Source organism: Microbacterium sp. LB12, assembly GCF_037150835.1.
In the GTDB taxonomy this organism is placed as follows: domain Bacteria; phylum Actinomycetota; class Actinomycetes; order Actinomycetales; family Microbacteriaceae; genus Microbacterium.
The window spans coordinates 75,019-96,026 of sequence record NZ_JBBCPF010000012.1 but is presented as its reverse complement, the minus strand read 5'-3'; the positions used below and the strand labels follow the sequence as shown (position 1 = coordinate 96,026).

Here is a 21,008-nt window from a genome sequence, read left to right as displayed (position 1 = left end):
CCGTCTAGGACCCTCCGGCGGGCTGCGCCCGCCTCCTCCGGGCGGCCCGGCAGGCCGGGCCTGAGCGAGGTCGGGGCGGCGCTGCGCGCCACCCCTCGGGGCGGGCTGCGGTGGGGGGGCGTGGCGGCCTGGGATCGGGGTAGCCGGCTATCGGGTGCCGGATCGACCCTGCGGGGCTTAGGCGGCTTCCTGGGGCTTCCTGCGGATTAGCGCTTCCCGGCCCTGTGCGCCTCTCTCCCGGCCTGGGGTGCCGTTCGGCTGTAGTTGCCTATCCGGCCTCTCTCGCGGCCCGTGGCGGCCTTCCTGGGCCGTTCTGTGGGGCGGTTCCTCGTGGCCGGGGTTCCGGGGCGGGTTCTGTCCGGGCTGCGCCCGGGAGGGGGGGGCGATTTCCAACCCTGTTGACAGTGTCCGGGGCTATCTCTATATTGGTGCATGTCAAGTCAACTATTCAACAACCGTGGAGGTTCTCATGAGCATGTGGACGTGTGTATCGGTGGATGCCGAGGAGGGCGCCGAGCTGCCCTCGCTCGCCCGGCTGATCGCGCTGTGGAATGCGAACGCGGACACCGAGCACCAGATCGACATCGACACCGGCCGCGCGCGGATCTACGGGATCGACGCGCAGATCGGGATCGACCGGGCCGGATCGGCCTACGTGCAGTACTCCGACCAGGTGCAGACCTTCGGGCTGCGCGAACTCGCCGAGCAGCTGACGGCATCCCTGCCGGGTCTGTCCCTCACCCTCAAGGAGGAATGGACGGGCGAGGAGCCGAGCGTCACCCGCGAGCGCTGGCAGGGCGGCCGCGTGGTCGCGAAGCGCGATTCGAACGGGCCGCTGATCCCGGTGGACGCGCTGGGCCGCACGCCGGAGACCGCACTGGCGGCGATCCTGGCGGCCGTGGGCTCGCTCGGGGACGCGCTGATGATGACGTTCCCGGGTGAGGACTTCTGGGAGCACTTCACCTACCTGGAAGGCTCCCGGCTCGCCGAGGTGTTCGAGGCCGCCGCGCTCCCCGAGCGCGCTGCCATGATCCGCGAGCACTGCCGCGAGGCCGATCCCGAGGCGTGGGAGGAGGCCGACGAGACCGCCTGAGACCCGCGATTTCTCCCTAGAGAACGGGGGAGCCTCCCAATGTCGGAGGCTCCCCCTATATTCGTAAGTGTCAAGTCAACTATTCGACGTTCTAGGGAGGACATCATGACTGACATCACCACTCAGGCGGTTACCGGCTTCGAGGGTCTCACCCTCCCCCGCCCGGCTGTCATCGGCGAGCTGGCGCGGGTCGAGGCTTCCACGCGCGCCGCGCTCGCCCGCGCCGAGCAGCTCGAGGCGGAGATCGCCACGGCGCGGGCCGAGGAGATCACGGACGGCGCAGACGCCCGTCTCGTCGACTTCTGGGAGGCGGCGGGCGAGGTCGCCACCGACCACGACATGTGCGGCGAGTACGACCGCATGGTCGCCGCCGTGGACGGCATCACCCGCGAGCGCGAGTTCGAGGTCGGCATGGACATCACGATCAGCCTGCGGGTCTACCGGACGGTCACCGCGACCAACTACGACGCCGCTATCGAGGCCGCCGAGGAGGACGTCGACCGCTACGACGTGGCCGAGGCCATCCGCGAGAACGGCTGGGATGACATCGACTGGAACGGGTCGAGCGCCGAGCCGGTCTGATCCGGCATCACGCGAGGGGCGGGGCTTCTGCCTCGCCCCTCTTTCGTGCCCTGCGGCGAGCGCCGATCCGATCCAACCCGGTTGACAATGTCCGACCCCTCCCCTATATTGGTACATGTCAAGTCAACTATTCAACGTTCTAGGGAGGACATCATGACTGACATCGCCACTACCGACAACCGGGTCGCCGGTCAGACCGAGCTCGCACGGGCGCAGGAGTCCGAGCGGGCCGCGCTCGCCCGGGTCGCCACGCTTGAGACCGAGCTGGCACGGCTGCAGAACGACCAGATCGAGGCGAGCGACCCGCGCCTGACGATGCTCTGGGCGAAGGTGCGCCGGATCGCCGACCACGCCGGTTACGAGACCTACTACGACACGCTTGCCGAGGAGCTGGGCGGCGTCCAGCGTGACCGGAAGTACACGGTCACCTACCGCGTGACGGTCGAGGTCGACGTGCCGGTCGAGGTCACCGCGATCAACACGGAGACCGCCGAGGAGGCCGCCCGGCCCCTGCTCACCCCCGAGCGGGTCGCCACGATCCTGCACGGCCCCGGCTGGCGCGACATGACCGTTGAGGAGCACGACATCATCGAGGACTGACCGACCGGGAGGGGCGGGCCGCCCGCCCCTCCCGGCGTCACCCACGGCGAGCGCAGCCGATCCGATCCAACCGGGTTGACCATGTCCGACCTCTCCCCTATATTAGTAGGTGTCAAGTCAACTAAAATCCGTTCTGAGGAGGACGCCATGACCGCCGCAACCCTCGCCGAAATGGTGGCAGCTCGAGATCTCGTCAACGAGACCGGCGAGACCCTCGCCCACGCCATCGCCGCCGGCGAGAGCGACCAGGCCCTCCGCACCCTGCGGCGCAAGTACAACGCCGCGATCAAGGCAGAGACCGCGCTGCGGTTCCGCCCCTAGCCAGACCACGGCGAGGCCGGGCGCACGGCCTCGCCGGCCCCGACCGAGAGGAACACCATGACCACCGCCACGAAGCGCTACACCGGCCCGCTGGCGCCGGGCGCGCACATCGCCGCCGACACCGACCCGTGGCTGCAGGATGCCGCCACCGGTGAGCGCGTCGACCTCCGCCCGTTCGAACCGACCGAGCCGCGATCGCTGGCCGCGGACGACTGCGAGTGCATCGCGTGGGCGATCCTCCCCGGCGTCTTCGCCCCGTGCAATGGCGAGTTCGGCATCGAGGCGCACGACGACTGTCGCGAGTACGCGGGCGACATCGAGGCCGCCGAGGCGCTCGCCGCGCACCTGGCATCCATCACCGGCCGCACCTACGAAATCTGGTACGAGGAGACCCGCCCATGAGCACCGCACACCCCACCCCGACATCCGAGCCGGCCCCGCTCGCCGCGGCCGACCTCGCCGACGCGAACGGCTGGCGAGACCCCGCCGCGCTCGCCGTCCCCGATACCGTCATGCTCGGCACGCTCGCCGACTGGGGCATCTGGCCAGACGACCACGCCCCCGACCCGGGCGAGCCGCTCGGCGAGCAGTTCGCCCGGCAGATCGGCGCGGGCGAGGCCGTCGAGTACTTCGAGACCTTCGAGCTGATCCGCGCGATCGCGCACGCCGCCTACGCGAACGGGTACGCCCGCGGCACCGCGGCGAGCGCGATCCCCGCCGACGCATCCCCCGAGGCGATCGCCTCCGCCGTGGTGCGATCGCTCGACCTCCCGCCCCTCGCCGTCTACGTGGAACGGGGCAAGCCCGAGCCGCCGCAGAACCTCGTGTGGAACGCCGTGCGCGCCGCGGTGACCGCCACCCGATCCCGACGCACCACGTAGCACCCGCGGCGCTCGCCGCAGTCCTCCCTAGCGGGGCGAGGGGCAACCCTCGCCCCGCATTTTCGTGCCCGCGGGCCAAATGTCCGACCCCTTCCCTATATTGGTAAATGTCAAGTCAACTAACCGACGTTCTGAGGAGGACTTCATGACCGACACCACCACGACCGCAGCCGAGATCCTGGCCGGGTTCGAGCAGAGCTTCGGCGGCATCTTCGAGCGGATGAGCTGGGCCGAGGATGAGATCGCGCAGGCGCAGGCCCGGCACCCCGAGCAGGCCGACACGCTCTTTCACTCGTTCTCGCTGCTCAGCGGCGGCGAGGCATCCGCGCGGATGAGCGTTGAGGCCGTCTATCGGGCGCACGCGCGGGAGATCCTCGAGCGGGTCGCCGCGGGCGAGGACACCCGCCCCGGCACCGCCGTCGAGGTCGTCATCGGCCTTCTCGCGGCCGCGGAGCGGGCACCGCTCTCGCACGAGGGATTCGGGCTGTGCGCGCGGCTGTGGATCGCCGCGGGCCTGCCCGATCACGACGAGTTCGCCGCCAAGCTCGACCACATCGAGGCCCTGCACGCCGCCCGGCTCGACGCCGAGGAGGCCGACGCCCGCCGCGCCTGCCGGGACGACGCCCGCAAGCTCGGCCGGATCGAGTGCGACGGCTGGCACCACGGCGCGCAGGTGCCCTGCAGCTACATCGCCGCGGCCTGATCCGCAGCGCGGGCCGGGGCGAGATCCCCGGCCCGCGCTCGCCGCATCCGGCACCGCCGATCCAACCGGGTTGACAATGTCCGACCCCGTCCCTATATTGGTAAGTGTCAAGGCAACTAATCGGATGTTCTGAGGAGGACACCATGACCACCATCCTGAAGGCCGTCGAGAAGGGCGAGCTGCTCACCGCCGTCACCACGCTGCTCGGCTACACCCCGACCGAGTCGCTCGTCATCGCCCCGTTCCGCGGCACCCGCTCGCACGGCGCGCTGCGCGTCGACCTCCCCACCGCCACCGACGCCGACGCGCTCGCCGCGTACACCGCCGAATGGCTCGGCACGGTCGTCCGCCTCGGCGGCGTCACGATGATCGCCGCGGCGATCTACACCGACGGCGACCAGACGCGGCACGCGCTGCTCGCCGAGACCCTGCGCACCATGTGCGACCTGCTCGGCCTCGACGTCGCCGCGATCTTCTACGCCACCCCCGCCACCTGGGGCGAGTACTTCACCGGCGAGGAGCACACCGAGCCGGCCCCCGCGCTCGCCAACGCCCCCGCGCTCGCCGAGGGAGACCAGCACGCCGGGATCGAGCTTCCCGCCACCGATCCCGCGCTCGCCGCGGCCGTCGCCTCGGCGACGTTCCCCACGGATGACGAGGCGAGCCTGACCGCGATGCTGGAAGGCGTACTCACCGCCGACCTCGACGCCCCGGAGCCGAGCACCCTCGCGCACCTCGCGGCCGTCATGGTGATCCCGGCGCTGCGGGACGCGGCCCTGATCCAGTGGGCCAGCGACGAGCAGACCGGACGCGAGGCCGTCGCCGCGCAGACCGCCTACTCCACCGCGGGCACCGCGATCCCCGAGCACCTCGGCCGCATCATGGTCGGCGACACGATGCACCGCCCCGACCCGGACCGCCTCGGCGCCGCGCTCGCCGCGTGCCGGATCGCAGCGGCGCACGTCACCGGCCACGAGCACGCCGCGCTGCTCGCCGCGGCCGCGTGGCTGGCCTGGGCGCTGGGCCGCTCGACGCACGCGGGCCACTACCTCGACCACGCCGCGCAGGCCGACCCCGATCTGACCATCGTGGACGTCCTGAGCCGCCTCCTGGCGACCGGAACCCTCCCGGCTTGGATCTTCATCCAGTGAGCCACCGAGGGCCTCTGAGAACCGCTCAGGGGCCCTCCCCCGGCATCCTCCTCGAGCGGGCCGCGCTCGCCGCAGCTCACAACCTGATCCAACCGGGTTGACAATGTCCGACCTCTGCCCTATATTGGTAAGTGTCAAGTCAACTAAAGAGAGGAGCACGAGACATGTGCCAGATCTGCGGCTACGGCGCCCGCCCCGAGAGCATCTGCCTCGAGGACAGCACCGTCCCGGCCAGCGAGTACGACGGCCCTCCGGACCCCGTCGACAGCGACGGCCGGCTGTAGAGACCAGGGGCGGGCGACCAGCACCGGCCAACCCGCCCCTGCACGGCACCGCCGGCACGCTGCGCTCGCCGCAGGGGTCAGGGCGCGGTGATCTCCTCTGCCGGCTCGTCGAGCTCGGCGGCGCGGAGGATGGTGAGGCCGGCGAACATGGTCGCGGCATCGCGCAGCGCGGTCGGGTTGATGCAGCACCACACGTCATCGAGCTGGCGGCGGCCGGACACGGCGCCGTCCGCGTACCGACCGGGGAAGCCGTTCCCGGTGAGCGGCGCGATCTCCGCGATGAAGCGCTCGCACCACTGGCGCTCCTCGAGCGTGAGGCCGGCATAGACGCCGCCGGCGACGGCGCCGGCCATCTTGACGGCGAGCGAGTGGCGCTGCTTGCCGCTCTGGGGCACGGTCACGCCGGCGCGAGCGTTCGCGACGTCGAGGGCGTCCTCGCAGAGCTGGTGCACGGCGAACAGGATCGGCCGGCTGAGGCTCCATCCGTCGCCGGATGCCTCGGCGGCGTCGACGAGCACGCGCAGCGCGGTGGCGTACTGATCGACGATCGCGACCCGGTCCTCCTCCCGGGTTGCGCCGCCGAGCCAGGCGCAGTGACCGCCGCCCGGGTGCTCGCCGTCGTCGCCGGCCGGGTAGGCGAGGTTCTCAAGGGATGGCAGGGTCACGGGGTCTCCTCGGATCGTCTGGGCGCTCCCCCATCCTCCCGACACCAAGGAGACCGTCCTCACCCGCCCCAAGCGCATCGACCACCCCGCATAACCCACGCGCGAACCACACCCGCCCGTGTCCCCCATTTGGGGGACACGGGCGGTTTCATGCGCTCGCCGCAGCTGGGCCGAATCCAACCGGGTTGACAATGTCCGACCCCCCTCCCCTATATTGGTACATGTCAAGTCAACTAAAACCCGTTCTGAGGAGGACGCCATGACCACCACCACGATCACCACCGAGGTCGCCGAGATCACCGACACGAAGGAGCGCCTCGCCCGCGCGGCCTGGTCGATCATCACCGAGCCGGGCGACGGCCACGCCGGCGCCCTGGTCCAGCAGCTCGGCCACGTCGCCGCACTGGCCGCGCTCGAGGGCAAGCGCGCGGATCTCGACAAGATCGCCCCCGGCCTGGCCGCGCAGGCGCAGCGCTGGATGCCGCGTCTGCGCACCGACGCGATCGCCACGGCGCTGCGCAAGGCCGAGGAGAACGGGATCCGCCTGGTCGACCCGGCCACCGTCCCTGGCCTCGCCGACCTCGGCCCGCACGCCCCGCACGTGCTCTGGGTCCGCGGAGACATCGACGCCCTCGGCGCCGAGCGTCGGCTCGCGATCGCGGGCGCACGGGCGGCCACCAGCTACGGCGAGAGCGTCTGCGCGGACATCACCGGCGACGTCGTCGCGGCCGGGGTCGTCGTGCACAGCGGCGGCGCTTACGGCATCGACGGCGCGGCTCACCGCGCGGCGCTGATGAGCGGCGGGGCGACCGTCGCCTGGCTCGCCGGTGGCGTCGATCGGATGTACCCGATCGGGCACGCGCAGCTCGGCGACCGGATCGCCAGCTCCGCCGGATCCGCACTCGTCTCCGAGGTGGCCCTCGGCTCGTCGCCGACCCGCTGGCGCTTCCTTTCTCGGAACCGTCTGCTCGCGGCCGCGACGCAGGCGACCGTGATCGTCGAGGCAGGCTTTCGCTCCGGATCTCTGAACACAGCCGGTCACGCCGCGAGCCTCGGCCGTCCGCTCGGCGCGGTGCCCGGCAACGTCACGAGCGCCGCGAGCGCCGGATGCCACCGGCTCCTGCGCGAGTACGACGCCCGGGTGATCACGACCGGCGCGGAGGCGCTCGAGCTGATCACCACGTGACACGGTGGGCCGGGCGGGAGATCTCCGCCCGGCCCATGCTGAGGGCCTGCCGGCGTCGAGCTCGGCAGGCCCTCTCTGTTGAAACGGTATGTCCCCCGACAGGTCAGAAGTGGCCTTCGGGGAGGATCCTGCCCGTGACGAGCATGAGCCGCGCGCGGTCCTCGAGCGCCGCAGCCCGGTCGGGTGCGAGCATCGGGCGCAGCCCGTGCAGATCCGGGGTGCGCAGCAGGATCACGAGCCGGTCGAGCTCGTAGGTCGTCAGCTCCGGCGCGGTCCTGAAGCGGCGCAGCTGGAAGACGGACATGTTGACCGGGTCGTCCAGGCGAGCGAACGCGAACCCATGGTCGATCAGGTGCAGCTCCTCGCCGTTGTTGTGGGTGAGGAAGTTCCCGGTGTGGCGGTCCTGCTGGCCGGTGAGCGCGTCGAAGAACGCGGCCGCGTGCACGTCGCTGTCGGGCACCTGCACCGGGCCGGCCGTGGTGCCGGGCTGGCCGAGCGCGAGCGAGCCGAGGGATCCGTCGCGGACGGTGAGCACGCAGGGCGGCACGAGTCGCTCCCACTCCGGGCCGAGCGCGCGAGCGGTGTGCCATGCCGCCACCTCGTGGATCGGCTGCCAGGGCTGCTCATGGCCGTAATCCTCGGCGGTCTCCTCGTCGATCCCGTCGATCGGCTTGAAGTAGGCGTCGCTGCCGTCCTCGAGGATGAGCCGGCGGGTGGTGTTCACGCCCTCGTCTTCGTAGTCATCGTGGACCACGTTCACGTTCAACAGCGCGGCCTCATCCGGGTGTGCACCTTGCGCGCGGGCGATCGCCGCGACCTGGTCGACGATGCCGGCACTGGCCCAGCTGGCATCCCGCAGACCGGTGGAGGTGGGCTTGAGACGAGTCTGCTCGCCGTGCTGCGCGGTCGGCGCCCCGGCGTGCTCCGCCCATTCCTTCGCGACCGTGGGCGGGGCGACGGCGAGCACGTCGAGCGCGAGCTCGGGAAGATCGCGCTGCCGCGCCCAGGAGACGACGGCGGCGCGAGCGGACCTGTTCTCACGCCGGCGGGTGTTGTGCGCGGCGCGAGCCTCCGGACTGTTCGAGCCGGGGCAACGGCGCCCGCCCTCGGCGCACGAGTCGCACATGACGGCGCTCAGCTCTCGCCGTCGACCGGCAGGGTGTCCTCGGTGATCACCGGGACGATGTAGCCGGCCCTGAAGGCCTTGTGGCTCTTGCGAGCCCACCGCACGGGATCCGCGGCCAGGGTGAGCCGGCCACCAGGCGCTGCGCGATCGAGGATCGAGATCTCCTCGAGGGGAAGGGCGCCGGCCACGGTGTACGTGCGGTCATCGGCCACAGTGAGGGTCGCGACGACGCGGCGGGCCTCGCTGTTCGGGTCACGCTCACGGAACTCCACGGTGATCATCTGTCTGTCACCTCCTCTCAAAATCTCTGCTGCAGCTGCTGCTGTGGTGTCGAAGATGCCTCGGCTGTCTGCGATGTCGGTGCCCATGATGCCCATAGGTACGAACACGAGCTCAGATCGGACAACCGAGTTGACATCCGGTAATGCAATGACACCTATATTAGTGCATTTCATCATAACTACATAGACCCCGCGGGACAACCCCGCGTCCCGGGGCGAATGGTATGTCCCCGATAACGTGTGGATGTGGCCAAGACCCTGTCGATGAATGAGATCCGCTCGCGCGCTGCGCGCTTCGCGCGCGACTGGAAGGACGAGCCGGGCGACGAGCGGCAGCAGGCCCAATCCTTCGTTCGAGATCTGCTCGGCGTCTACGGGATCACCGAGACCCGAGCCGCCTTCTACGAGAAGCGGGTCAAGCGCTCATCGACCGGATCGCGCGGCTACATCGACGCCCTGATCCCGGGCCTCGCGCTGATCGAGATGAAGTCGGCCGGTAAGGATCTCGCCGCAGCCGAGCAGCAGGCGCTGGACTACATCGACGATCTCCCCGATCCCGAAGTGCCCCGATGGGTGATCACGAGCGACTTCCGCCGATTCCGGCTCCTGAACCTCCGATCCGAGACCGGAACGGTGCCGCTCGAGTTCGAGCTCAACGAGCTGCGGGAGCAGGCGGACAAGCTCGCGTTCCTCGCCGGCTACGGAGAACGCACCTTCGGCTCGAAGGCTCAGGAATCGGCGTCGATCAAGGCCGCGAAGCTGATGGCGTCGCTGTACGAGGCGCTTGAGGGATCCGGGTATGACGATCACGAGGCCAGCGTGTTCCTCGTGCGCACGCTGTTCGCGCTCTACGCCGACGACGCCGGCCTCTGGGACCGCGACCTGTTCCTCGAGTTCCTCGAGACCCGCACAGCCGAGGACGGCTCAGACCTCGGCCCGCAGCTGTCGCTGCTGTACCAGGTGATGGGCCGTGAGCCGGGCCGCCGGCAGTCGAACCTCGACGAGCTGATCGCCCGCTTCCCCTACGTCAACGGCGGCGTCTTCGAAGAGCCGCTCTCCATCCCGTCGTTCGATGCCGGCATGCGCAAGCGCCTCACTGACGCGGCCATGTTCAACTGGTCAGCGATCTCGCCGGCGATCTTCGGCAGCCTCTTCCAGGCCGTCAAGGACAAGACCGCACGGCGTGAGCTCGGCGAGCACTACACGACCGAGACCAACATCATGAAGGTCATCGGGCCGATGTTCCTCGACGAGCTCCGCCAGCGATTCACCGACGGTTATCACGACACCGCCAAGCTCAAGAAGCTTCGCGCGGACATGAGCCGGATGCGGTTCCTCGACCCGGCGTGCGGGTGTGGGAACTTCCTGGTGGTCGGCTACCGCCAGATGCGCGCGCTGGATCTCGAGGTGCTGCTGCGGATCCAGGAGCTGTCTGGTGAGACCGCCCGGACGATGTTCTTCACCGAGGAGCACCTCGCCGTGAAGCTGTCCAGCTTCCATGGCATCGAGCTTGAGGAATGGCCGGCGCAGATCGCGGCGACCGCGCTGCACCTGGTGGAGCATCAGGCGAACCAGGCGATGGAGCTGGCGCTCGGCGCCGCGCCCGACTCGCTGCCGCTGGACAAGATCAAGAGCATCGTCGTCGGGAATGCGCTGCGGATCGACTGGGCGGATGTCGTCGAGCCGAGCGCGGATCTCTACGTCATGGGCAACCCGCCGTTCATCGGGCACAAGACCAAGGCCACGGCGCAGCGCGATGACCTCCGCGTGGTGTGGGGCGCGCAGTTCGACGGCTACCTGGATTACGTGACCGGGTGGTTCAAGAAGGCTGCCGACTTCCTCGGCGACCGCGGCGGGCACTTCGCCTTCGTGTCGACCAACTCGATCGTGCAGGGGCAGCCGGTCCCCGCGCTGTTCCGGCCGCTCATCGACGCCGGCTGGCGCGTCGCCTTCGCGCACCGGACGTTCGCCTGGACGTCGGAGGCCCCGAGCGCCGCGGCGGTGCATTGTGTGGTGACTGGCTTCGATCGGATCACCAAGGGTCGGCCGGCGGTCCTGTTCGACTACGACGAGCCGCGTGGCGAGCCTCACCGGGTGCCGGTCACCGAGCAGATCAACGGCTACCTGCATGACGCACCGAACGTCTACGTCTACACCCGGGAGAAGCCGCTCGCGGATCTGCCGGTGGCATCCTTCGGCACCATGCCGGCGGACGGAGGGAACCTGCTGATCGACGAGGACGCGCACGCGATCGCGATCGCCGATCCCATCGCCGCGAAGTACGTCAGGCCGTTCCTCGGCGCGAAGGAGCTCGTGCAGGGCAAGTCGCGGTGGTGCCTGTGGCTTGAGGATCTCGATCCGTCGGATCTGCGCCACTCGGCGTTCCTTCGCGAGCGGGTCGAAGGCTGCCGAGAGTGGAGGTCCGCCCAGACTCCCACCGGCGACGCCTACAAGCTGCGTCTCACGCCGCACCTGTTCCGCCCCAACTCGAAGCGGCCGACGAGCAACTACGTGTGCGTGCCCCGGCACGTCTCCGAGGCGCGTACCTTCTTCCCTGTGGCTTACCTCGAGCCCGAGTCGATCAGCGGCGACGCGAACTTCACGATCGCGGATCCCGAGGGCCTGGCGTTCGCGGTGCTGTCGTCTTCGGCGTTCCTTGCCTGGCAGAAGGCCGTGGGCGGGCGCATCAAGTCCGACCTGCGGTTCTCGAGCACGCTCACGTGGAACACCTTCCCGCTGCCCACGCTGAGCGATGAGCAGCGAGCTGCGGTCATCGCAGGCGGACAGGCCGTGCTGGATGCGCGCGCGTTGCATCCCGAACGCTCTCTCGCCGATCACTACAACCCGCTGGCCATGGCGCCGGATCTCCTGCGCGCCCACCGTCAGCTCGACACGGCGATCGACAAGGCGCTGGGGCTGCGCGGCACGGCTACCGAGGATTCGAGGTTGCGCGCGCTGTTCACGAACTATCAGCAGCTCATCACCGCCGGCGAGCTGGCGATTGCCGCAAAGCCCACACGCCAACGGCGGGCGAGAGCCGCATCATGAGCACCCCGACGACAGGCTGGCCCTACCCGACCGTTCTCGTCGACGGAGAGATCACCGTCGACGAGGAGGGCGAGAACCAGACGTGCGAGTGCGGCAACGACTCCCAGACCGAATGCTGGTGCCAGGCCACGAGCGACGGGCGGCTGTCGTGGATGGCGGATGGCTCCTCTGACCCGTCAGAGTTCGCAGTGTGCCCTGTCTGCGGACGGGTGTACCCCAACGTGACGCTGTTCGAAGCGCAGGGCAGCACGGCCGCGGCGATCGCCCGCTACGACACGACCAGTCCGGCATTCATCGAGGATCTCCGTCGGTACAACCACGACGCTTATGGGGACCCTCTCTGAGCGCTGGTCTGCAGCCGAATCCCGGCAGTTTCTCCAACCGGGTTGACAACCTCTGAACTTGGCTCTATATTAGTACATGTCAAGTCAACTAATCACCAATCAGAGGAGATCATCATGGCCCGCGGATTCGTCGCCCCCGTCATCCGGACCGAGTTTCACGCACCCGGCTCGCAGGGCCTGAGCGCCACGGCGATGCAGGTCCTCGTCGAGCACTCCCACGGCCCGACCGTCTCGTTCGAGCTCCCGGTCGTGCGTCACGACCGGTTCGAGTACCTCGGCGACGTCACCCACAAGTTCGTTCCCGTCGACCAGGTCCCCGCGGACCGCGTCGGCTACATGTACGGCGGCGCGCTCATCCAGGTGCGCAGCGAGCTCGCGACGGCCCTCGGTCTCCCGGCGGCGTACTACCCGCTGCACGACCGCAGCGAGTCGCGACTCGAGTACGCGGCCAACTCCGACTGAAGCGCTCGCGCCCGGGCCGCCGGCGCTTGCCCGGCCCGGGTGCGAGACCACGTCGCGGAGCGCGCTTGCATCCCGCTTCCTCATGCCCTATATTTGTACCTGTCAAGTCAACTAAAAGAGTCCATCAACGATCTCGACTCCCCGCGCCAGCACCACCGGCAGCCGGGCCGATGTCCGATCAGGCACCAGGTTTCGTACCTATGGGCTCCGAGAACACCGAGGAGATCCCCGTGAGCAAGAAGTCCATCGCCTTCGTCATCCTGGGCATCGCTGCCCTTTTCATCGTCATGCGGATGGTCGCGCCGACGCTGACCGCCATCGTCGGGCCCCTCACCGCTCCGGCGCCGATCGACACCGCAGCGCCGACGCCGGCAGCGGCGGCCGGACCGGTCACCCCGGAAGCTGGACAGGCGATCGCCGCGCTCGAGCAGATCACCATCGCCCTCCCGGATCAGACCCCCTACGACCGCCGCCAGTTCGGGCAGGCCTGGGCGGACGTCGACCGGAACGGCTGCGACACCCGCAACGACGTTCTTCGTCGCGACCTCGTCGACACGACGCTGAAGCCCGGCACGCGCGACTGCGTCGTCCTCACCGGCGTGCTGCACGATCCGTACACCGGCCAGACGATCAACTTCACCCGAGGCCAGGGCACCAGCGAGCTCGTGCAGATCGACCACATCGTGCCCCTCGCCTGGGCATGGCGCCAGGGCGCCGCCGACTGGACCGAGGAGAAGCGTCAGCAGCTCGCGAACGACCCGCTGAACCTCCTCGCCGTCGACGGGCCCACGAACACCTCCAAAAGCGACCAGGGGCCGGCGCTGTGGATGCCGCCGAGCGAGGGTTACCGCTGCTCCTACGTCGAGCGCTTCGTCCAGGTGCTCGACGCCTACGACCTGACCGTCACGACCGAAGATCACGCCGCTCTGCAGAGCGAGCTGAGCAGCTGCACGGGAGGCGAGTGATCATGGCCGCCAAGAACGCCGACAGCGACGTCACGGTCGAGAAGGTCGTCTACATCGGCCGCCGGCTCACCGGCGACAACAGGATCGGCTACTGGTATCTGCCCCTCGTCGACGGCGAGCTCACCGACAAGGCGACCGGCTCCTACAAGCCGTACCGTTCCGGCCTGCCGGTCGGCGGCATCGTGGAGATCAGCCGACCGAGCGATGCGCCCGATCGGCTCTACACCTCCGGTCCTCGCGGGCCGCGGCTCGTCGCGGCCTGGGAAGACGCCGACCTGGTCGCCGAGTGGCGGATGCAGGATCTCGCCGACGCTCAGGTCCTCGCCCTCAGCAAGCGCGCCAAGAAGGACCTCGACGGCCTCCCGGACGAGTTCAAGGACGCGGTCGACACCCTCGCCCGGCACTTTGCCCGGCTTAACCACTCGCAGCGCGCAGCGCTCCTCCCGCTCGTCGAGAGCCAGATCCTCGGCAGGCCACGATGAGCGATACGAAGCTCTGCAGCGTCGACGACTGCGATCGCGCGATCGTCGCGCGCGGGATGTGCCGGAAGCACTACCTCCAAGCCCATCGCGCCCGCACCCTCGACGATCACCCGCTGCGCGATCGAACTCGTCACGAGTGCCCGTCTGATCACCCGCACACGCACGACACGTGCTGGCTCGAGCACAACTGCCGGTGCGACCGATGCCGGCACGATCGTCAGATGGAGCGGCAGCGTCGGCGCAACCGCCTCATCGCCTACGACCGCGCAGATCAGATCCGCGGTGAGCGCGTCGCCGCAGGCCCGGTTCGCGATCACCTGGTGCTCCTCCTGAGCCACGGGATCGGGCTCGAGCGGATCGCAGACGCCGCCGGCATCCCACGCTCGGTGTGCCTCGATCTCAAGTTCGGCCGCCGCGGGAAGCGCTGGGAGGGCACCAACCGAATTCTTCAGTCGGTGCGTCGCGAGTACGCGGATCAGCTGCTCGCGCTCACCGTCGACGACATCGAACGTGCACTGATCGACTCCGTCGGGACCTCACGACGTCTGCAGGCGCTCGTCGCGATCGGGTGGACGGAGACCCAGCTGGCGGAGCGGATGAGCATGGGCGTAGGGAACTTCTGGCGGATCGTCTGCGGGATGCGGCCTCGCGTCACCGCGGCGACCGCCGCACGCGCTATCGAGATCTTCGCCGAGCTGTGGGACCAGCCTCAGACTGGCTACTTCGCAGATCATGCGCGGCGGATCGCCGAACGGCGCGAGTGGCGATCGCCGCTCGCCTGGGATGACATCGACACCGACCCGGCGCCGGCGGTCGTCGACGAGCAGCTGCAGATGACGAAGGCAGACGTGTTCCTCGAGGACGTCGAGTTCCTGCTCGACTCGGGCGAGGCACCCGAGCGGGTGGCGATCATCATGGGGCGCAAACCCGACGCGATCGCCAAGCTCGCCGAGCGCCACGACCGGCTCGATCTCGCCCGGCCTTTCTGGTCGACGAAGCGGCAGGTCGCAGCATGAAGACCATGGAATGCCGGCTGTGCCACCGTCTCGGCACTCGCGGATTCTCCCCGTGGGGATCCGAGGGGTGGGAGTGCAGCAACGATCGCGCCTGCCGCGCCCGGCGCGAGGCTCGCGGCCTGGATGGCGGCCGCGTCGTCATCCACCGGGCGCAGCCTGGACCGCTCGGTGCACGGTCCCGCTGGTTCATCGACCCCGCAGGAGAGCGCTTCTGGCTGCTCGACAACGGACCAGGGTGGGGGTGGGAGATCCTGGACGACTCGGGCAACGCCGTTCCCGACGGCGATGGGCTCCTCTCGCTCGACGAAGTCCGTCGATGGGCTACTCGGCTCCCCTCGTGAGCCGTGGAGCCACCTGATAAATTGAAGACCTGGCGCCCGGCCGTTGAGCGGAAATTCCTTCATGGATCTCCTCTCGAGTTAGTTGACTTGACACTTGATTAGCTCCGGCCGGGCGCCTTTCTCTTGCCCTCCCACACCCACCACGGCACGCCCGGGACGCTCGACCCTATCTGGTGAATGTTTCGAAGGTCGGGCCATGCGCGCATACTTGCGGCGCGGTGACCTCGACACGCCTGTGGACAAACACCCACGCGCCCACTCGCAGACGCCTACCCTGACCCGATGGCCCCCGACGACGAGGACACCACCTGGCTTGGCTTCGCCCCCAACTGCCGCCAATGCCTCGTACAGCTCGAGGCCGTCGATGACCCCAGGCGCACTCCAGTCTGGCGATGCCCGCTCTGCGGACTCATCCAGCTACCCACGTGAGGCAGAAAAGGAAGGGGGCGATCCAGAACACAGCAATATGAGCGATTCGAAACCCGGAGGTGGGTGGGTGAGGGCCGGAGGGAAGGCCGGGGACGGGGGCGCGACCGCGGATTGGTATCGTTCAGGGGGACGCCGGGAGGGTCAGTGGTGGAGCAGCCGGAGGACGCGCGCGTGTGGCGCGCGCCGTCGATCATCGACGTCGCACGTGAGGTCGGGGTCTCGGCGCAGACCGTCTCTCGCGTCGCCAACGGCATGGACATCGTGCGTCCGGTCACCCGCGACAAGGTGCTCGCGGCCATGGACCGGCTCGGCTACCGGCCGAACTCCGCCGCGCGCGCTCTGAAGACCGGCAGGTTCCGCACCCTCGGCGTGATCATGTCCGAGCTCTCCAGCTACGGCAACACCCGAACGCTGGAGGCGTTCGCCAGCGAGGCGTCCAAGGCCGGCTACTCGCTCGCGCTCACCCCGCTGTGGAACATCGCGCAGGCGGGCCTGACCGGCGCGCTCACCCGGATCGCCGACCAGGCGGTCGACGGGCTCATCGTGGTGCTCGAAGAGCATGAGCTGCTCAAGTCCGACCTGAAGCGCATCGCCAAGATCCCCACGGTCGTCGTCACCGCCGGCCGCTCGCATCCCTACGTCGCGATCGACACCGATCAGGCGCAGGGCGCCCGGCTGGCCACCGAGCACCTCCTTTCACTCGGGCACGAGACGGTCTGGCACGTCCGCGGACCCGAGCGCTCGCACGGCGCCAGGGACCGCGCGCAGGCTTGGGCCGACACGCTCCGCGAGCACGGCCGCGTGGTGCCCCCGGTCATGCCGGGTGACTGGAGCCCGGCATCCGGTTACGCGGCGGGGAAGCGACTGGCAGCCGACCCCGCGGTGACGGCGATCTTCGCGTCCAACGACGCGATGGCGCTGGGAGCCATGCGCGCACTGCACGAGGCCGGACGCGACGTGCCCGGCTCGGTCAGCGTCGTCGGCTTCGACGACATGGAGCTCTCCGCCGACTTCCGGCCGCCGCTGACCACGGTGCACCAGTACTTCGACCGTGTCGCCACCGCGGCGGTCGGCATGCTCATCGACCGGATCGAGCACCAGAAGCGCACCACCGCCGACCCGGTGCCCACCGAGCTGATCGTGCGGGCGAGCACCGCGCCGCCCCCGGGATCGGGGACGGCGCGGGTCGGCTGAGCCGGGCTCAGCGGTTCTGGATGCCGCGGAACGCGAACCGGAACTCGAGGTCTCCCGTCGGCAGCAGGTACCGGTCGAGCGGACGCGAACCCCAGGAGTCGTCTCCCGCCACCCCCCGGCGCATCAGCGCCGGGCGCACGATCGTGCGGTGGATCGGCGGCAGCTCGTGCGGATGCAGTGCGCTCTCGATCTCGGCCGGCGTCCAGCTCAGCGCCGAGAACTCCATGATCGGGTCTCCCTCGAAGCGCAGACCCGCGCCCCGGGCATCCGTGATCTCCGCCCAGCGCACGCCGGTGCGGTTGCCGGCCTCCTGCGGACGGATGTACGGGGTGAGCATGTCGGGGACGTGACGGTCGTAGACGCCCAGCCGGGCACCCTCCCGCCGGTCCACGTAGCACTCCTCGGGACCGTCGCCGTACCAGCGCACCCGGTCGTAATCCGCGGGCATCGCCAGCATCGTGGCGAACTCGGGCATCTGCGGCAGACCCTCGGGCACGTGCATCCGCTGGGTGACCTCCACCCGGCCCGCGCCGTCGACGAGATAACTGAGATCGCAGTGCGTCACGGGCGTCGTCGGCAGCTCGTAGCGGTAGCCGATGCGCACCCCGCCGTCGACGTGCTCGACCGAGATGTCGGCCGGCTCGTGAAACCCGCTGGCGCGGCCGTAACGGCTGGCGAGCAGCCACTGCCCCTCTTCGAACGGGCCGCCCCAGCCGCGCTCGTTCGACGTCGGGGCGTGCCAGAAGTTCGGGGTGACCGCGCCCGAGAGCAGCTCGCGGCCGCCCGTGCGCGTCTCGCCGAAGCGGTACGAGGTCAGCCCGTTGAAGATCCGCGAGAACGTCACGTGGAAGCCGGGCCCGTGCACGCCGATGCTCAGCGTGCCCTCGACCAGGCGCGGCGCGGGCGCCGCGACCTGCGCGGCCGGTGCCGTCGCGCCTGCGGCCGGCTCGCCGACCCTGAGCACGTGCTCGCCGAAGGCGACCTCGTGCCCGGCGGGTGCCCACGCCGTCTCGGTCCGCAGGTGCAGCGAGACGACGATCGCGTACTCGCCCGCCGCCGCGGGAATCGCGACCGGCAGCGGGTACACCGCCGACCCGCCCGGCGCGACGTCCGTGTCGACGACGTCGGCGGTCAGGATGCGGCCCTCCCGGGAGATCGAGACGCGCGTCTCGTATTCGGCCGACGAGGTCGACATCAGCCGGTTCGTCAGCGCGAACGACGACTCCGACACGTCGACGACGAAGCCCTGGTACAGCCGCTTCATCTCCTGTGCCTTCGGCGAGGGGGTGTGGTCGGCGAAGAAGATGCCGTTGCCGCTGAAGTCCTGATCGTGCGGCGCCTCGCCGTTGTCGCCGCCGTAGCCGAAGTACTCGCGGCCGTAGCGATCGCGCATGAGGATCGCCTGATCGGCGAAGTCCCAGATGAAGCCGCCCTGGAACAGCTCGTCACGATACGCGAGCTCGATGTACTCGCCGACCCCGCCGAAGGAGTTGCCCATCGCGTGCGCGTACTCGCACACGATGAACGGCTTGTCGCGGTTGGTGCGCAGATAGTCCTCCACCGCCGCGGCGGGGGTGTACATCTGGCTCGCGATGTCGGTCGTCTCGGGGTACCTCGGGTCCCAGTGCACGCCCTCGTAGTGCACCGGGCGATCGTCGACCGACCGGAACCAGTCGGCCACATCGCGCAGCACCGTGCCGCCGAAGGACTCGTTGCCGCAGGACCAGATCACCACGCTGGCGTGGTTCTTGTCGCGCTCGAGCATGCTGCGGGCACGATCCAGCGCCGCCGGGCGCCATTCGTCGTGGTCGCCGGGCAGGGCGGTGTCGAGCGATTCGCCGTGCAGGCGGATGCGGCTCCACCGGGCGTGCGTCTCGAGGTTCATCTCGTCGATGACCATCAGGCCGTACTCGTCGGCGAGCGCGTAGAACGCCGAGTCGTTCGGGTAGTGGCTGGTGCGCACGGCGTTGACGTTGTGCGCCTTCAGCATCCGGATGTCGGACTCGGTGAGCTCTCGCGACGGCACCCGCCCGTTCAGGCCGAACTCGTGACGGTTGATGCCGTTGAAGACGACCCGGTCGCCGTTGAGCGACAGCACGCCGTTCTCGATGCCGAACCGGCGGATGCCGACTCGCTGCGGGACGACCTCGGTCAGCGCTCCGGCGGCGTCGCGCACCTCGATCACGAGGTCGTACAGGTGCGGATGCTCGGGGCTCCACAGCCGGGGCTCCTCCACCTGCACGACGAAGGCTCCGTCGGCATCCCGCGCGAGCTCGCCGACGCCCTCGATGCGGGCCGAGACGGCGCCGCCCGCCCCGTCGAGCTCCACGCGGACCCGCACCTGGGCGGATGCCAGGTCATCGGCGACCGCGGTGGTCACGCGGATGTCCTCGGCGTGCACCCCGGGGCGCCGGTACAGGGTGACGTCGCGGAAGATGCCCGAGAACCGGAAGAAGTCCTGGTCCTCGAGCCACGAGCCGGCGCTGTAGCTGAACACCTGCGCGGCGATGCGGTTCTCGCCCTCGACCAGCGCGTCGGTGAGATCGAACTCGGCGGGGGTGAAGCTGTCGGTGCTGTAGCCGATGTAGCGGCCGTTCACCCACAGCGCGATCGCGCTCTCCGCGCCGTGGAAGGTGACGCTGAGCCGCTCGCCCTCGGCGAGCGGACAATCGAGCGCGAAGGTGCGCACATAGCATCCGATCGGGTTGTCGCGCTCGGGGACCTGCCCCGGCTCGATGTCCTCCTGGCCGTCCCATGCGTAGCCGACGTTGACGTACTGCGGTCGGTCGTAGCCCTCCAGCTGCAGGTGCGAAGGCACGCGGATGTCGTCCCACCCCGACACATCCCGCGACGGATCGGCGAAGTCGGGCAGCACCTGCCCCTGGTTGCGGGCGCAGAAGAACTTCCACAAGCCGTTCAGCGACTGCTCGAACGCGCTGACCCCCGATCGCGCCTCGTCGAGGTCGGCGAACCAGCGGTGGTCCGAGTGCGCCGGGCGGCGGTTCTCCGAGACGAAGGTCGGGTCGGCGATGCGGTCGATGGCGAAGACGGGATCGAATGTCACTTGATGGCTCCGGTGATGCCCTGTGCGAAGGCGCGCTGCAGGATGAGGAAGATGAGGATGGTCGGGAGGGATGTCAGCAGCACGGCGAGCATGAGCACGCCGTAGTCGGTGACGTATCCGGCCGTGAGGTTGGCGATGAGCATGGGCATCGTCTGCACCGCGTTGTCGAGCAGGATCACACGCGGCCAGAGGAAGTTGTTCCACGAGGCCATGAAGGTGATGACGGCCGCGGCGGCGAAAGTGGACTTCATCGTCGGCACGTAGATGCGCGCGAAGATGGAGAGCTCCTTCAGCCCGTCGATCCGGGCGGCCTCGATGACCTCATACGGGAACGAGCGCGACGCCTGCCGGAACAGCAGGATCAGCAGTGGCGTGGCGATCGAGGGGATGATCACCGCGAACAGCGAGTTGACCATGTCGAACTGCGCGAAGATGCGGAACAGCGGGATCATGATGGCCGCGAACGGGATCATCATCGCCAGCATGAGGATCGCCATCACGACGTCCTTGCCGCGGGAGTGGTAGATCTCGAAGCCGTAGCCCGCGATCGCGCAGACGATCAGCGACAGCACCGTCGTGCCGATGGCGATGAGGGACGAGCTGATCATGGCGGCGCCGAGATCCTGCTGCGTGGTCAGCGCCACCAGATTGTCGATGAAGTGGCCGCCCGGGGTCAGCCGGGATCCGAGGACCTCTCGGGTCGAGTTGGTCGATGAGACCAGCATGAAATACAGCGGGAAGACCGAGAACAGGGCGAACACGGTCAGGAACGCGTAGCCGGGCACGCGTC

Annotated in this window: 22 protein-coding genes; 17 read left to right on the top strand and 5 right to left on the bottom strand. The window is 69.3% G+C overall.

All coding sequences use genetic code 11. From position 1 onward, the window contains the following. Positions 1-469: 469 nt before the first annotated feature. The 8 genes from WFM69_RS17205 to WFM69_RS17170 all read left to right on the top strand — a co-directional run bounded on the left by WFM69_RS17205 (position 470) and on the right by WFM69_RS17170 (position 5,331). Positions 470-1,093: a hypothetical protein gene (locus WFM69_RS17205; RefSeq protein ID WP_337006818.1), complete on the top strand. Its 624-nt coding sequence runs from the start codon at positions 470-472 to the stop codon at positions 1,091-1,093. A 105-nt stretch (positions 1,094-1,198) separates the two neighbouring features. Then, positions 1,199-1,675 (top strand): hypothetical protein, encoded by a 477-nt coding sequence (locus WFM69_RS17200; protein ID WP_337006816.1) that lies wholly within the window; start codon positions 1,199-1,201, stop codon positions 1,673-1,675. 153 nt (positions 1,676-1,828) lie between these two features. Further along, complete coding sequence (locus tag WFM69_RS17195; protein ID WP_337006814.1) at positions 1,829-2,275, top strand: hypothetical protein; 447 nt, start codon at positions 1,829-1,831, stop codon at positions 2,273-2,275. A gap of 147 nt (positions 2,276-2,422) precedes the next feature. Then, positions 2,423-2,596 carry a hypothetical protein gene (locus tag WFM69_RS17190; protein ID WP_337006812.1) on the top strand — a complete coding sequence of 58 codons (174 nt, stop codon included), beginning with the start codon at positions 2,423-2,425 and terminating at the stop codon, positions 2,594-2,596. Between the two features lie 57 nt (positions 2,597-2,653). Further along, positions 2,654-2,998, top strand: coding sequence for a hypothetical protein (locus WFM69_RS17185; protein ID WP_337006810.1), 345 nt, complete (start codon positions 2,654-2,656; stop codon positions 2,996-2,998). After that, positions 2,995-3,477, top strand: a complete 483-nt coding sequence (locus WFM69_RS17180) for a hypothetical protein (protein ID WP_337006808.1) — start codon at positions 2,995-2,997, stop codon at positions 3,475-3,477. The genes WFM69_RS17185 and WFM69_RS17180 overlap by 4 nt, the downstream gene beginning before the upstream one ends. Positions 3,478-3,622: 145 nt before the next feature. Further along, positions 3,623-4,180, top strand: coding sequence for a hypothetical protein (locus WFM69_RS17175; protein WP_337006806.1), 558 nt, complete (start codon positions 3,623-3,625; stop codon positions 4,178-4,180). Positions 4,181-4,323: 143 nt separating this feature from the next. Continuing rightward, positions 4,324-5,331 carry a DUF4192 family protein gene (locus tag WFM69_RS17170; protein WP_337006804.1) on the top strand — a complete coding sequence of 336 codons (1,008 nt, stop codon included), beginning with the start codon at positions 4,324-4,326 and terminating at the stop codon, positions 5,329-5,331. 361 nt (positions 5,332-5,692) lie between these two features. Here WFM69_RS17170 and WFM69_RS17165 read toward each other — a convergent pair whose 3' ends face one another. Beyond that, positions 5,693-6,280, bottom strand: coding sequence for a hypothetical protein (locus WFM69_RS17165; protein WP_337006802.1), 588 nt, complete (start codon positions 6,278-6,280; stop codon positions 5,693-5,695). A 259-nt stretch (positions 6,281-6,539) separates the two neighbouring features. On the opposite strand from WFM69_RS17165, the gene WFM69_RS17160 reads away from it, so the two are divergent. Next, positions 6,540-7,466 carry a DNA-processing protein DprA gene (locus WFM69_RS17160; protein WP_337006800.1) on the top strand — a complete coding sequence of 309 codons (927 nt, stop codon included), beginning with the start codon at positions 6,540-6,542 and terminating at the stop codon, positions 7,464-7,466. Positions 7,467-7,569: 103 nt separating this feature from the next. Here the strand turns inward: WFM69_RS17160 and WFM69_RS17155 are convergent, their stop codons facing one another. Both WFM69_RS17155 and WFM69_RS17150 read right to left on the bottom strand, forming a co-directional pair. Continuing rightward, positions 7,570-8,592, bottom strand: a complete 1,023-nt coding sequence (locus tag WFM69_RS17155; RefSeq protein ID WP_337006798.1) for a hypothetical protein — start codon at positions 8,590-8,592, stop codon at positions 7,570-7,572. An 8-nt stretch (positions 8,593-8,600) separates the two neighbouring features. Then, positions 8,601-8,873, bottom strand: a complete 273-nt coding sequence (locus WFM69_RS17150) for a hypothetical protein (protein WP_337006795.1) — start codon at positions 8,871-8,873, stop codon at positions 8,601-8,603. A 246-nt stretch (positions 8,874-9,119) separates the two neighbouring features. Here WFM69_RS17150 and WFM69_RS17145 point away from each other — a divergent pair, with 246 nt between their 5' ends. The 8 genes from WFM69_RS17145 (at position 9,120) to WFM69_RS17110 (ending at position 17,154) form a co-directional block, all read left to right on the top strand. Beyond that, positions 9,120-11,921 carry a DNA methyltransferase gene (locus WFM69_RS17145; RefSeq protein ID WP_337006793.1) on the top strand — a complete coding sequence of 934 codons (2,802 nt, stop codon included), beginning with the start codon at positions 9,120-9,122 and terminating at the stop codon, positions 11,919-11,921. Next, a complete protein-coding gene (locus tag WFM69_RS17140; RefSeq protein WP_337006792.1) occupies positions 11,918-12,265 on the top strand; it encodes a hypothetical protein in 348 nt (115 codons plus the stop codon). The genes WFM69_RS17145 and WFM69_RS17140 overlap by 4 nt, the downstream gene beginning before the upstream one ends. 114 nt (positions 12,266-12,379) lie before the next feature. After that, on the top strand, positions 12,380-12,727 hold the full coding sequence (locus WFM69_RS17135) for a hypothetical protein (RefSeq protein ID WP_337006791.1): 348 nt from the start codon (positions 12,380-12,382) through the stop codon (positions 12,725-12,727). 230 nt (positions 12,728-12,957) lie between these two features. After that, positions 12,958-13,692, top strand: coding sequence for an HNH endonuclease family protein (locus WFM69_RS17130; protein WP_337006790.1), 735 nt, complete (start codon positions 12,958-12,960; stop codon positions 13,690-13,692). A 2-nt stretch (positions 13,693-13,694) separates the two neighbouring features. After that, positions 13,695-14,174 (top strand): hypothetical protein, encoded by a 480-nt coding sequence (locus tag WFM69_RS17125; RefSeq protein WP_337006789.1) that lies wholly within the window; start codon positions 13,695-13,697, stop codon positions 14,172-14,174. A gap of 221 nt (positions 14,175-14,395) precedes the next feature. Continuing rightward, complete coding sequence (locus tag WFM69_RS17120) at positions 14,396-15,190, top strand: hypothetical protein (protein WP_337006788.1); 795 nt, start codon at positions 14,396-14,398, stop codon at positions 15,188-15,190. Further along, positions 15,187-15,531, top strand: coding sequence for a hypothetical protein (locus WFM69_RS17115; protein WP_337006786.1), 345 nt, complete (start codon positions 15,187-15,189; stop codon positions 15,529-15,531). Before WFM69_RS17120 ends, WFM69_RS17115 begins: the two co-directional genes overlap by 4 nt. A 576-nt stretch (positions 15,532-16,107) precedes the next feature. Further along, entirely contained in the window at positions 16,108-17,154 is a 1,047-nt protein-coding gene (locus WFM69_RS17110; protein ID WP_337006784.1) for a LacI family DNA-binding transcriptional regulator, read from the top strand. A gap of 7 nt (positions 17,155-17,161) precedes the next feature. Here WFM69_RS17110 and WFM69_RS17105 read toward each other — a convergent pair whose 3' ends face one another. Both WFM69_RS17105 and WFM69_RS17100 read right to left on the bottom strand, forming a co-directional pair. Then, entirely contained in the window at positions 17,162-20,218 is a 3,057-nt protein-coding gene (locus WFM69_RS17105; RefSeq protein WP_337006782.1) for a glycoside hydrolase family 2 TIM barrel-domain containing protein, read from the bottom strand. Further along, positions 20,215-21,003, bottom strand: coding sequence for a carbohydrate ABC transporter permease (locus WFM69_RS17100; RefSeq protein ID WP_253035370.1), 789 nt, complete (start codon positions 21,001-21,003; stop codon positions 20,215-20,217). The genes WFM69_RS17105 and WFM69_RS17100 overlap by 4 nt, the downstream gene beginning before the upstream one ends. Between the last annotated feature and the right edge of the window lie 5 nt (positions 21,004-21,008).

Coding starts and splice junctions, on each gene's coding strand:
- WFM69_RS17205 (WP_337006818.1), top strand. CDS start 470: ATGAGCATGTGGACGTGTGTATCGGTGGATGCCGAGGAGGGCGCCGAG.
- WFM69_RS17200 (WP_337006816.1), top strand. CDS start 1,199: ATGACTGACATCACCACTCAGGCGGTTACCGGCTTCGAGGGTCTCACC.
- WFM69_RS17195 (WP_337006814.1), top strand. CDS start 1,829: ATGACTGACATCGCCACTACCGACAACCGGGTCGCCGGTCAGACCGAG.
- WFM69_RS17190 (WP_337006812.1), top strand. CDS start 2,423: ATGACCGCCGCAACCCTCGCCGAAATGGTGGCAGCTCGAGATCTCGTC.
- WFM69_RS17185 (WP_337006810.1), top strand. CDS start 2,654: ATGACCACCGCCACGAAGCGCTACACCGGCCCGCTGGCGCCGGGCGCG.
- WFM69_RS17180 (WP_337006808.1), top strand. CDS start 2,995: ATGAGCACCGCACACCCCACCCCGACATCCGAGCCGGCCCCGCTCGCC.
- WFM69_RS17175 (WP_337006806.1), top strand. CDS start 3,623: ATGACCGACACCACCACGACCGCAGCCGAGATCCTGGCCGGGTTCGAG.
- WFM69_RS17170 (WP_337006804.1), top strand. CDS start 4,324: ATGACCACCATCCTGAAGGCCGTCGAGAAGGGCGAGCTGCTCACCGCC.
- WFM69_RS17160 (WP_337006800.1), top strand. CDS start 6,540: ATGACCACCACCACGATCACCACCGAGGTCGCCGAGATCACCGACACG.
- WFM69_RS17155 (WP_337006798.1), bottom strand. CDS start 8,592: ATGTGCGACTCGTGCGCCGAGGGCGGGCGCCGTTGCCCCGGCTCGAAC.
- WFM69_RS17150 (WP_337006795.1), bottom strand. CDS start 8,873: ATGATCACCGTGGAGTTCCGTGAGCGTGACCCGAACAGCGAGGCCCGC.
- WFM69_RS17140 (WP_337006792.1), top strand. CDS start 11,918: ATGAGCACCCCGACGACAGGCTGGCCCTACCCGACCGTTCTCGTCGAC.
- WFM69_RS17135 (WP_337006791.1), top strand. CDS start 12,380: ATGGCCCGCGGATTCGTCGCCCCCGTCATCCGGACCGAGTTTCACGCA.
- WFM69_RS17125 (WP_337006789.1), top strand. CDS start 13,695: ATGGCCGCCAAGAACGCCGACAGCGACGTCACGGTCGAGAAGGTCGTC.
- WFM69_RS17120 (WP_337006788.1), top strand. CDS start 14,396: ATGGAGCGGCAGCGTCGGCGCAACCGCCTCATCGCCTACGACCGCGCA.
- WFM69_RS17115 (WP_337006786.1), top strand. CDS start 15,187: ATGAAGACCATGGAATGCCGGCTGTGCCACCGTCTCGGCACTCGCGGA.